The following is an 11084-nucleotide window of genomic DNA, read 5'->3' as shown; positions in this document are numbered from 1 at the left end:
CTTCGACGAGGCGTACGTCGGCCCCTTCACCTGGGACCTCAAGCGCTTCGCCGCCTCCATCGCCCTCATCGGGTACGCCAAGGCGCTCAGCGACGAGCAGATCACCGAGCTGGTGCGGATCTACGCACACGCCTACCGCGAGCGGATCCACGCCCTGTCCACCGGCGCCAAGAGCGACGAGGTACCGCCGTTCACGCTGGACACCGCGCAGGGCCCGCTGCTGGACGCGTTGCGCGACGCCCGTTCGCTGACCCGCTTCGGCCTGCTGGAGTCGATGACGGAGATCCGCGACTTCGAGCGCCGGTTCGCGGCGGGCGGCGGCTCGGTGGAACTGGACGCGGCCACGCGCTACAAGGTGCTCGCCGCCTTCGACGGCTATCTGGAGACGCTGCCGGACAGCTCGCTGGCGCGCCCGGACTCCTACCGTGTGAAGGACGTCGTGGGCCGGCGCGGCATCGGCATCGGCTCGGCGGGGCTGCCGTCGTACAACATCCTGCTGGAGGGGCACAGCGACGCCCTGGAGAACGACGTCGTGATCTACATCAAGCAGGCCCAGACCCCGGCGGTCTCCCGGCACATCACCGACCAGGCCATCCGCGGCTACTTCCAGCACGAGGGGCACCGCACGGTCATCTCCCAGCGGGCCCTCCAGGCGCACGCCGACCCGTGGCTCGGCTGGACCGAGCTGGACGGCGCGGGCCAGCTGGTCGCCGAGGTCTCGCCGTACGCGGTGGATCTCGACTGGGGCGACATCGACGACGCGGAGGAGATCGCCCAGGTGGTGGCCGACCTCGGCCGGGCCACGGCCACGATGCACTCGGCGGCGGACGACCAGTCCGGGGAGTCCCTGGTGCCGTTCTCCACGGAGCGGGCCATCGACGCGGCGATCGCGGCCGACGAGGACGGCTTCGCGCCGCTGCTGGTCGACTTCGCGCACAGCTACGGCGCACGCGCGCGTGCTGATCACCAGACCTTCGTGGACCTGTTCCGCAACGGCCGGATCCCGGGCCTCTAGCCGAGGTCTTTGGCCATTCCCTTCCTCACAGGCATCCTTTAGGGGTCCCTTACAGGTCCCCGTGACAGACTCTCCTTTCGCTATGGACATATCCGGAATCCAGCTCAGAGCCGTACGCGCGGCGCTGTTCACGGCCGTGGTCGTGACGCTCAGCACCGCGTCGCACGTGCTGCTGTCCCGGGTTCCGCTGCCGATGGGCACGGTGGCCGCGGTCACCGCCGCCGTGTTCCTGATCGCGTACGCCCTGGCGGGCCGGGAGCGTTCCTTCGCACGGATAGCGGCCCTGCTGATCCCGCTGGAGCTGGCCGCCGACACGGTGTTCACCACCGGCCAGCACGCCTGTTACGGCCGGGCGGGCGGCCCTGTGGCCGGACCGCTGCGGTCGGTCGGTCTGGACGTGCTGTGCGGGGGCGGCGAGGTCGGCACCCCCCTGGCCAGGATGGCCGGGGCCACCGGCACCGACCGGCTCGCCGCCGTGATCGCCCATGCCGACCCGGCCAGCGCCTGGCTGCTGCTCGGCGCGCACGTCGGCGTGGGTGTCGCCGCCGCCGTCTGGCTGCGCCGCGGCGAGCGCGCCCTGGCCCAGCTGCTGCGGGCGGTGGCGGCCACGACGTTCCGGCCGCTGCTGCTGGCGGTCGCCGCGGTGGCGGTGGAGCGGACCCCGGCGGGGCTCAGGCTGCCGTCACGCGCCTCCGGCCGTACGTCCACCGCCCGCGACCTGGTCCTCGCGTACTCCCTGGGACGGCGTGGACCGCCGTGCTCGCCCGCCCTCACCTGAGGCACACACGCCGTCACGCACGGCATTTCCCGAGCACGAGCAGTCCCCCTCACGCATCCGCACACGACGTGTGCGCGTCCCCTACGGAGATCATCACCATGAGCAAGCGGAACAGCCAGTCGGCGAAGACGGCGGCCCGTGAGCGGCTGCGCGCCGAGCGCGAGCGCGAGGCCAAGCGGGCGAAGGCCAAGCGGCAGATCATCGTCGCCTGCTCCATCGTCGGCGTCCTGGCCATAGCCGGCGGCATCGGCTACGCGGTCGTCCAGGCCAACAAGCCGACCCACTGGGAGGCCGCGAAGGACGAGAAGGTCGTCACCCCGGCCAACACCACGGGGACCGACGGCACGACCGTCGTCATCGGCAAGGACTCGGCCAGGAAGACCCTCAAGATCTACGAGGACCCGCGCTGCCCCATCTGCGCGCAGTTCGAGCAGACCGTCGGTCCGACCGTGAAGAAGGACATCGACGACGGCAAGTACAAGATGCAGTTCGTCGGCGCCACGTTCATCGACAACAAGGACAACGGCGAGGGCTCCAAGAACGCCCTGAGCGCCCTGGGTGCCGCGCTGAACGTCAGCGACAAGGCGTTCCTCGACTACAAGGCCGCGCTGTACTCGGCGAAGTACCACCCGGAGGAGACGACCGACAAGTTCAAGGACGACAGCTACCTGATCAAGGTCGCGGACACCGTCCCCGAGCTGAAGGGCAACAAGAAGTTCCAGGACGCCGTCGAGAAGGGCACCTACGACGCCTGGGCGCTGGCCATGTCGAAGACCTTCGACAAGAACAAGGACGGCGTGCAGGGCACCCCGGCATTCGTCATGGACGGCAAGCAGCTGACCGCCGACGGCAAGAGCGCTCCGCTGATGACGGTGCAGGACTTCAACCGGGTCGTGGGCGAGGCCGTCAAGAAGTGACGGCAGGTCAGGGACCGGTCGGCATGTGAAGAGCGGGCGAACTTCCGGAGTTCGCCCGCTCTTGCGCATACCGATCAGTAACCTGATCGTTCGTGACCAGACGACTCAGATCATCAAAGACGTCGGAAGACCTCAACTCCCTTACCCCCCGCCGCCGTACGGTCGTCAAGGCCGCGGCGGCGACTGCTGTCCTGGCCGGGCCGCTGGCGGCGACGCTGCCCGCGCGCGCCGTCGGCCAGGCCCCGGCCTTCCTGCACGGCGTCGCCTCCGGTGACCCGCTGCCGGACGGCGTCCTGCTGTGGACCCGCGTGACCCCCGTCCCGGAGGCCGTACCGGGCTCCGGACTCGGCCCGGACACCGAGGTGAGCTGGGTCGTCGCCAGGGACAAGGCGTTCACGAACATCGTCGCCAAGGGCTCCACCACCGCGACGGCCGCCTCCGACCACACCGTGAAGGCCGACATCCGCGGTCTGGAACCGGCCACCGACTACTGGTTCCGTTTTTCCGCCGACGGGACCGACTCCCCCGCCGCCCGCACCCGTACCGCCCCGGCGGCCGGCGCGGCCGTCCCCAACCTCCGCTTCGGCGTGGTCTCCTGCGCCAACTGGGAGGCCGGCTGGTTCTCCGCGTACCGTCATCTCGCGGCCCGCGGCGACCTGGACGCCTGGCTGCACCTCGGCGACTACATCTACGAGTACGGCACCGGCGAGTACGGCACCCGCGGCAAGGTCGTCCGCCCGCACGCCCCGGCCCACGAGATCGTCACGCTCGCCGACTACCGCGTCCGGCACGCGCGCTACAAGACCGACCCGGACCTCCAGGCGCTGCACGCGGCAGCGCCGGTCGTGGCGATCTGGGACGACCACGAGTTCGCCAACGACACCTGGTCGGGCGGCGCGGAGAACCACACGGAGGGCGCGGAGGGCGCCTGGTCCGCCCGTCAGGCCGCCGCCAGGCAGGCCTACTTCGAGTGGATGCCGGTGCGCCCGGCGATCGCGGGCACCACCTACCGACGGCTGCGCTTCGGCAAGCTGGCCGACCTCTCGCTGCTGGACCTGCGGTCCTTCCGCTCGCAGCAGGTCAAGGTGGGCGACGGCGAGGTCGACGACCCGGACCGCACACTCACCGGCCGCGCCCAGCTCGACTGGCTCAAGTCGGGCCTGAAGGCGTCCGACACGACCTGGCGGCTGGTCGGCAACTCGGTGATGATCTCGCCGTTCGCCATCGGCTCCCTCTCCGCCGACCTGCTGAAGCCGCTGGCCAAGCTGCTGGGCCTGCCGCAGGAGGGCCTCGCCCTCAACACCGACCAGTGGGACGGCTACACCGACGACCGCCGGGAGATCCTGGCGCACCTGCGGACGAACGCCATCCGCAACACCGTCTTCCTCACCGGCGACATCCACATGGCCTGGGCCAACGACGTGCCGGTGGACGCCGGGACGTACCCGCTGTCCCCGTCGGCCGCTACGGAGTTCGTCGTCACCTCGGTCACCTCCGACAACCTCGACGACATCGTGAAGGTCCCGGAGGGCACGGTCTCCGCGGTCGCCTCGCCGGTCATCCGCGCGGCAAACCGCCATGTCCACTGGGTCGACACCGACCGGCACGGCTTCGGCGTCCTGGACATCACGGCCGAGCGCGCGCAGATGGACTACTACGTCGTCTCCGACCGCACGAAGCGCGACGCGAGCGCCAAGTGGGCCCGGTCGTACCGCACACGCAGCGGCACCCAGAAGGTCGAGCGGACCTACGACCCGGTCTGAAGCGTCTCGAGGAAGCCGAGCGCCACCCGCCAGGTGGCCTCGGCGGCCTCCGCGTCGTAGTCCGGCAGGTCGGGGTCGGTGTAGAGGTGACCGGCCCCGGCGTACCGGTACACCTCCACGTCGGCGCCGGTCCGGCCCATCTGGAGGTACCAGGCGCTGAGCCAGTCGTCCGTCTCGAAAGGGTCCGGCTCCGCCACGTGCAGCTGGACCGGCAGCTCGTCCGCCGTGACACCCGGCGCGATGTCCGACGTGCCGTGCAGGAGCAGCAGCCCGCGCGCCTTGTCGTCGCCGAGGGCGAGGGTCTGCGCGATGGAGGCGCCGAGCGAGAACCCGGCGTACACGAGCCCGCGCTCGGAGTAGGGCGCGGCGGCCAGCACGGCCCGCTTCAGCAGCTCCTCCTTGCCGATCTTCTCCTTGTGCTCCATGCCCTCCTCGACCGCGTCGAACGTACGTCCCTCGAAGAGGTCGGGCGTCCACACCTCGTGACCGGCCGAACGCAGCCGGTCAGCGGCCTGGAGCACGGCGGGCCGCAGCCCGAAGGTCGAGTGGAAGAGCATGATGTTCATGAGGCCCATGGTGCCAGCCGGGTGTGACGACCGGGCTTCGCGGCACTACCCACCCAGCGTCGGAAGTCACATGTTCATGCACCCTGGGAGCCGGTTAGGTTCGGGGGCATGGAGAACCTGCTACGACCGCTGATCGTGGTCGGTGGCTCGGTCGTGCTCACGCTGGTGATCGGCTGGGCCACCGACTTCCTGCTGCGCAAGGCCGACGAACGACACCATGAGACACCGCTGTGGGGCCTGCTGCGCCGCGGCCGCATCCCCTATCAGCTCGTGATCTTCGCCGCCCTGCTGAGAGGGTCGTACGACGAGGCGCAGCTGCTGGAGGCCCGTCGCGAGGGCATCGGCCAGGCGCTGACGCTGCTGCTGATCGCGTCGGCCGCCTGGCTGGTGATCCGTATCGCGTCGGCGATCGTCGAGTCGTCCTACAACCGGTACGCCCATTCCCGGGCCCATCGCGACCCGGCCAGGGTCCGCCGGGTGCGCACCCAGGTGACGCTGATCATGCGGGTGGTGTCCGCGATCGTCGGTGTGGTGGCGGCGGCGAGCATGCTGCTGACCTTCCCGGCGTTCCGCGCCGCGGGAGCCTCGTTGCTGGCCTCGGCCGGCATCCTCGGCATCGTCGCCGGTGTGGCCGCCCAGTCCACGCTGAGCAACATGTTCGCCGGGTTCCAGATCGCCTTCGGCGACATGGTGCGCATCGGGGACACCGTCGTCGTGGACGGCGAGTGGGGCACGGTCGAGGAGATCACGCTCACCTTCCTGACCGTGCGCACCTGGGACGAGCGGCGGATCACCATGCCGGTGTCCTACTTCACGTCCAAGCCGTTCGAGAACTGGTCGCGCGGCACGCCGCAGATGACCGGTACCGTCTTCTGGCACGTCGACCACACGGCCCCCGTGGACGGGATGCGCGAGAAGCTCCGCGACATCCTGCGCGACTGCCCGGCCTGGGACGGCCGCGCCTACGACCTGTCCGTGACGGACACCACCCCGAACACCATGCAGGTGCGGGCCCTGGTGACGGCGAAGGACGCGGACGACATATGGACGGTGCGGGTCGCGGTCCGCGAGCAGATGGTCCGGTGGCTGACCGACGAGCACCCGTACGCCCTGCCGCGCGTCAACACGGCGGACGCGATCCTGCCGCCGTCCCGGAACGGCCATGACCAGTCCCCGGACGGCGACTGCCGGTCCCGGGACATGGTCCCGGCCCAGCAGCGCCGCTACCACGGCAACGGCTCCTCCCGCCCGGAGCGCTGACGGACGCAGTGGGAGGGCTGTCCGTGTCGCGGGCGGCCCTCCCACTGCCGTACCCGTCAGTGACCGCGCTCGGCGCCGCCGTTGACCTGGATGATCTGGGAGGTGATGTGCCCGGCGCCCGGGGAGGCGAGCCAGTGCAGGGTCTCGGCCACGTCCCCGGGGGTACCGGCCCGTCCGGTCGAGGTCTCGCCGATGAGCCGCGCCCGCCGCTCCTCGGCCATCGCGTCACCGAAGAACTCGGTGTCCTCGATGTAGCCGGGCGCGACCACGTTCACGGTGATGCCGCGCGGCCCCAGCTGGCGGGCGAGGTCGTGGGCGTAGGGGTGCAGACCGGCCTTGGCCGCCGCGTACGCCCCGCTCCCGGAACCCCGGTAGGCGGCGATGGAGCTGAGGAACAGCACCCGCCCGCCGGGCTCGGCGAGCCTCGGCTTCAGTGCCTCGGTGAGGAGGACGGCGGTCAGGGTGTTGAGCCGGAAGTTCACCGTCCAGGTATGGGCGAGGCCCGCGAGCGGATCAGCGATCCCGGCGTCCGGTTCCAGGAGCCCGCTGCCCCCGGCACTGTGCACGAGCACGTCCACGGCCCCGAACTCCCGCTCCACGAACGAGGCGACACCGCGCACGTCCTCCGTCTCGGCGAGATCGGCCGCGTGGGTGAGCGCCCCGGGCACCCCTGCCTTCTCCAGCACCTCGGCCCGCCGCCCGAGCAGCAGCACCCGGTCCCCGCCCGCGGCGAACACCCGAGCCGCCGCGAGCCCAATTCCCGTACCTCCGCCACTGATTACCACATTCCGTGCCATAGCCACGACCCTAAGCCCCGTCGGCCGCCGACGGCGAACGCGCCCCGCGGGGAGGGCGCGTCACCGCAGACTGCGGACGTCGAGATGCCGCAGCACCCGGTCGACGACTTCCGGATCGGCCCCGGCCTCGCTGCGCGCCGCCAGCACCTCGTGGCGCGCCGCACTCAGCATCTCCTGCTGGATCAGCCGCACCCGCTTCGCCCGGTGCGCCCGCTCCCGGTGCGCCTCCCGCCGCTCGTCCTCGGCCAGTTCGGGGCTGATCCGCACCCCGATGTCGAACGCCCGCCGCAGCATCTGCTCGGACAGCTCCTCCGGCAGGTCCTGGCTCTTCTCGAGCTCCCGCAACCGCCGCTTCGCCGCCTGCGAGGCCCGGATCGCCAGCGTCTTCGCGAACTCCTTCTCGACGTCGGTGTCGGCCTTCACCCCGAGCCGCCGCACCAGCCACGGCAACGTCAGCCCCTGAAGCACCAGCGTGGCCATGATCACCCCGAACGCGATGAAGATGAGCTCGTCCCGGCTGGGAAACGGCGCCCCCGCGTCCGTCTCCAGCGGGATGGCCAGCACCAGCGCCACGGATGCCACCCCGCGCATCCCGGACCACCACATCACCACGGTCTCGCGCCAGCTCACCGGGATGTCCTCGTCGTAGTCCCGCCGCGCGTGCAGCCGCTTGGTCAGCCAGGTCGCCGGCAGCAGCCACAGCAGCCGGACGAGCACGACCACGACCACGACCACCGCCGCCCATCCGAGCAGCTCGCCCCACCGGCCGGACGCGGTGCGAATGGCGTTGTGCAGCTCGAGACCGACCAGCCCGAACGCGACACCGGTGACGAGCGTGTCGACGATGTTCCAGAACGTGTGCCCGGCCAGCCGCGTCATGACGTCGTCGGCGTCGGACCCGTACTCCGCGAGGAACAGCGCCGTGGTGAGCACGGCGAGCACGCCCGACCCGTGCAGTTCCTCGGCCATGACGTACGAGGCGTACGGCACCAGCAGGGTCAGCGAGATCTGGAGGGTGGCGTCCCCGAGCAGATCCATCAGTTTGTTGGCGCCCCAGCCCAGGGCGAGGCCGACGGCCACCGCCACCACCGCCGACAGCACCAGGTCGAGCCCCGCCTCCCAGGGCGAGAACGTCCCGCTGACGGCCGCGGCGATCGCCACGTGGTACAGGACGATGGCCGTCACGTCGTTGAAGAGCCCCTCGCCCTCCAGGATCGACACCAGCCGGCGCGGCAGCCCCAGCTGCCCGGCGACCGCGGTCGCCGCGACGGGGTCGGGCGGCGCGACCAGCGCACCGAGCGCGAACGCGGCGGCCAGCGGCAGCCCCGGCACGATCGCGTCGGCCGCGGCGGCCACACAGGCCATGGTGACGAACACCAGCGCCACGGCCAGCAGGAAGATCGGTCTCTTGTTCGCCGCGAACTGGCGCCACGACGTGCGCCGCACCGCGGCGTACAGCAGGGGCGGCAGCAGCAGCGGCAGAATCAGGTCCGGCGGGACCTCGACGTTCGGGACGAAATCGAGCAGCGCCAGGACTATGCCCAGGAGCGTCATCAGTACCGGCGCGGGCACTCCCAGCCGGTCCCCGACCGGGACGCTCACCACAGCCCCGAGCAGAAGCACGAACAACAGGGCCAACTGATCCACGGTCAGCGCTCCGGGAGGTCAGATATGCACACGATCGCAATCAAACCTGCCACGCTACCCCCGGGACAAACCGTTTCAGCACCCACCCAGGCCAGTACGGCGGTCCTGGAGCGAACGCCGCATCCCCCGGTGCGGAATGCCCGCCTCCAAGTACTCCGGCCCGTACGGCTCGTAGCCGAGCCGCTCGTAGAAGCCCAGCGCGTGCGTCTGGGCGTGCAGGTCCACCGCGACGAGGCCACGCGCGCGCGCCGCCTCCTCGATGGCCCGCACCAGGGCGACGCCGACACCCAGCCCGCGTGCGTGGCCGGCCACGGCCAGCCGGCCGAGGGAGCCCACGGACGGGTCGGCACCGGTCTGTGCGACGGCCGCCTCCCCGTGCAGGAGCCGCCCGGTCCCGAGCGGCACGCCGTCCTCGCGGACCGCCAGCACATGGACCGCCCCGGGGTCGTACGCGTCGTACTCGATCTCCTCCGGCACCCCCTGCTCGCCGACGAAGACCTCCTTTCGGACCGCGAAGCACGCCTCGCGGTCGGCCGGGTCCTCGGCGACCCGCACCACGTACGCCGGCGACGGCGCCCCGCTCATCCGTACGTCTCCTCCCGGACCTGGTCCAGGGCCGTCTGCAGGTCGGCCGGGTAGTCGCTCTCGAACTCCACCCACTGTCCGTCCCCGGGGTGCTCGAAGCCCAGCCGCACGGCGTGCAGCCACTGGCGGGTCAGCCGGAGCCGCTTGGCGAGCGTCGGGTCGGCGCCGTAGGTGAGGTCGCCGACGCAGGGGTGCCGGTGGGCGGCCATGTGGACACGGATCTGGTGGGTGCGGCCGGTCTCCAGCTTCACGTCGAGCAGGGACGCCGCACGGAACGCCTCGATGAGGTCGTAGTGCGTGACGGACGGCTTGCCCTCGGCGGTGACCGCCCACTTGTAGTCGTGGTGCGGGTGCCGCCCGATGGGCGCGTCGATGGTTCCGCTGGTCGGGTCGGGGTGGCCCTGGACGAGCGTGTGGTACCGCTTGTCGACCGTGCGCTCCTTGAACTGGCGCTTGAGCGAGGTGTACGCGTACTCGGACTTGGCGACCACCATCAGCCCGGACGTGCCCACGTCGAGCCGGTGCACGATGCCCTGGCGCTCGGCGGCGCCCGACGTCGAGATGCGGTATCCGGCGGCGGCGAGGCCCCCGATGACGGTCGGCCCGCTCCAGCCGGGCGAGGGGTGAGCGGCCACGCCCACCGGCTTGGCGATCACGACCACGTCATCGTCGTCGTGCACGATCTCCATGCCCTCGACCGGTTCGGCCACGACCTGCACCGGCGCGGGCGCCTGCGGCATCTCGACCTCGAGCCAGGCACCGCCGTGCACCCGCTCCGACTTGCCGACCACCGATCCGTCGACCGTGACCTTCCCGGCGGCGGCGAGTTCGGCCGCCTTGGTCCGCGAGAAGCCGAACATGCGGGAGATGGCGGCGTCGACGCGCTCGCCCTCCAGGCCGTCGGGCACGGGCAGGGTACGGATCTCGGGAATCGTGCTCACCCGTCGAGTATGCCGGACGGGTGAGACAGCCCCGTACGAGAGCCCCGACGGTTCCTCAGTCCTTGTGGACGGTGCCGTCCGGGTCGAGCCCCTTGAACGACAGCAGCACGATCAGGATGCCGCCGCAGACGATCGCCGAGTCGGCCAGGTTGAACACGGCGAAGTGCTTCGGCGCGATGAAGTCGACGACCGCGCCCTCGAAGACCCCCGGCGCCCGGAAGATCCGGTCGGTGAGGTTGCCGAGGGCGCCGCCGAGCAGCAGGCCGAGCGCGATCGCCCAGGGCAGGCTGTAGAGCTTGCGGGCGAGCCGGGCGATCACCACGATCACCGCCGCCGCGATCATGGTGAAGATCACCGTGAAGGCCTCGCCGAAGCCGAAGGCCGCGCCCGCGTTGCGGATCGCCTCGAACTTCAGCCAGTCCCCGATGATCTCGATGGGCGGATGGTGCTCCAGCTTGGCCACCACGAGCAGCTTGCTGCCCAGGTCCAGGGCGTAGGCGAAGAGGGCGACCGCGAAGAGGACCGCGATACGGCGCTTGCCCCGGGGGCGCCCCGGCGTGGCCTCGGGCCGGTCGGTGCCGGAGGCTCCGGCGGCGGCCGCGTCGGTACCGGACCCGCCGGTCCGCTCGCGAGTGCCCCCCGAGTCGGCGCGCTCGCCCGACGCCGCGTTCCCACCGGGCCGCTCCTGCCCGTCGCCGACCGCGTCCGGTGTGTCCGGCGTACCGATGATGCGCTCCGCCTCTGCCACGTGAGTCCTTCAACCTAGGTGCCTGACCAGGGTCAGGGTACGGCACACCCCGCGCCACCCAGGTGCT

Annotated in this window: 11 protein-coding genes; 5 read left to right on the top strand and 6 right to left on the bottom strand. The window is 71.2% G+C overall.

Features of this window, described 5'->3' with window-relative positions; translation table 11 throughout:
• From IE212_RS31425 to IE212_RS31410, 4 genes are all read left to right on the top strand, one after another.
• Positions 1–1015 (top strand): DUF2252 domain-containing protein (locus IE212_RS31425; protein WP_190201373.1); only part of this gene is annotated, 1015 nt, incomplete at its 5' end.
• Between the two features lie 82 nt (positions 1016–1097).
• Positions 1098–1793: a hypothetical protein gene (locus tag IE212_RS31420; protein ID WP_190201372.1), complete on the top strand. Its 696-nt coding sequence runs from the start codon at positions 1098–1100 to the stop codon at positions 1791–1793.
• 98 nt (positions 1794–1891) lie between these two features.
• The gene (locus IE212_RS31415) at positions 1892–2710 is read left to right on the top strand and encodes a thioredoxin domain-containing protein (protein WP_190201371.1); all 819 of its coding nucleotides are present in this window, start codon (positions 1892–1894) and stop codon (positions 2708–2710) included.
• A gap of 92 nt (positions 2711–2802) precedes the next feature.
• Positions 2803–4473: an alkaline phosphatase D family protein gene (locus IE212_RS31410; protein WP_190201370.1), complete on the top strand. Its 1671-nt coding sequence runs from the start codon at positions 2803–2805 to the stop codon at positions 4471–4473.
• Here the strand turns inward: IE212_RS31410 and IE212_RS31405 are convergent.
• Positions 4458–5039, bottom strand: coding sequence for a dienelactone hydrolase family protein (locus IE212_RS31405; protein ID WP_190201369.1), 582 nt, complete (start codon positions 5037–5039; stop codon positions 4458–4460). The two genes, IE212_RS31410 and IE212_RS31405, sit on opposite strands and share 16 nt — an antisense overlap.
• Before the next feature lie 108 nt (positions 5040–5147).
• Here IE212_RS31405 and IE212_RS31400 point away from each other — a divergent pair, with 108 nt between their 5' ends.
• Complete coding sequence (locus IE212_RS31400; protein WP_190201368.1) at positions 5148–6299, top strand: mechanosensitive ion channel family protein; 1152 nt, start codon at positions 5148–5150, stop codon at positions 6297–6299.
• Between the two features lie 56 nt (positions 6300–6355).
• On the opposite strand, the gene IE212_RS31395 is transcribed toward IE212_RS31400, so the two are convergent.
• The 5 genes from IE212_RS31395 to lspA form a co-directional block, all read right to left on the bottom strand.
• A complete protein-coding gene (locus IE212_RS31395; RefSeq protein WP_190201367.1) occupies positions 6356–7096 on the bottom strand; it encodes an SDR family NAD(P)-dependent oxidoreductase in 741 nt (246 codons plus the stop codon).
• A 60-nt stretch (positions 7097–7156) separates the two neighbouring features.
• Positions 7157–8743: a Na+/H+ antiporter gene (locus tag IE212_RS31390; protein WP_190201366.1), complete on the bottom strand. Its 1587-nt coding sequence runs from the start codon at positions 8741–8743 to the stop codon at positions 7157–7159.
• A 75-nt stretch (positions 8744–8818) separates the two neighbouring features.
• Positions 8819–9328 carry a GNAT family N-acetyltransferase gene (locus IE212_RS31385; RefSeq protein WP_190201365.1) on the bottom strand — a complete coding sequence of 170 codons (510 nt, stop codon included), beginning with the start codon at positions 9326–9328 and terminating at the stop codon, positions 8819–8821.
• A complete protein-coding gene (locus tag IE212_RS31380; protein ID WP_190201364.1) occupies positions 9325–10269 on the bottom strand; it encodes an RluA family pseudouridine synthase in 945 nt (314 codons plus the stop codon). The genes IE212_RS31385 and IE212_RS31380 overlap by 4 nt, the downstream gene beginning before the upstream one ends.
• Positions 10270–10324: 55 nt before the next feature.
• A complete protein-coding gene (gene lspA, locus IE212_RS31375; protein WP_190201363.1) occupies positions 10325–11017 on the bottom strand; it encodes a signal peptidase II in 693 nt (230 codons plus the stop codon).
• Positions 11018–11084 lie beyond the last annotated feature (67 nt).

The sequence above is a fragment of the Streptomyces djakartensis genome (assembly GCF_014651075.1).
Taxonomy (GTDB): domain Bacteria; phylum Actinomycetota; class Actinomycetes; order Streptomycetales; family Streptomycetaceae; genus Streptomyces; species Streptomyces djakartensis.
The sequence above is the reverse complement of the archived record's forward strand: the minus strand, read 5'-3'. Positions and strand labels throughout refer to the sequence as shown.

What these genes read in the sequence shown, in the direction of transcription:
- IE212_RS31385 (WP_190201365.1), bottom strand. Translation starts at nt 9,328, where the DNA reads ATGAGCGGGGCGCCGTCGCCGGCGTACGTGGTGCGGGTCGCCGAGGAC.
- IE212_RS31395 (WP_190201367.1), bottom strand. Translation starts at nt 7,096, where the DNA reads ATGGCACGGAATGTGGTAATCAGTGGCGGAGGTACGGGAATTGGGCTC.
- IE212_RS31415 (WP_190201371.1), top strand. Translation starts at nt 1,892, where the DNA reads ATGAGCAAGCGGAACAGCCAGTCGGCGAAGACGGCGGCCCGTGAGCGG.
- IE212_RS31420 (WP_190201372.1), top strand. Translation starts at nt 1,098, where the DNA reads ATGGACATATCCGGAATCCAGCTCAGAGCCGTACGCGCGGCGCTGTTC.
- IE212_RS31405 (WP_190201369.1), bottom strand. Translation starts at nt 5,039, where the DNA reads ATGAACATCATGCTCTTCCACTCGACCTTCGGGCTGCGGCCCGCCGTG.
- IE212_RS31400 (WP_190201368.1), top strand. Translation starts at nt 5,148, where the DNA reads ATGGAGAACCTGCTACGACCGCTGATCGTGGTCGGTGGCTCGGTCGTG.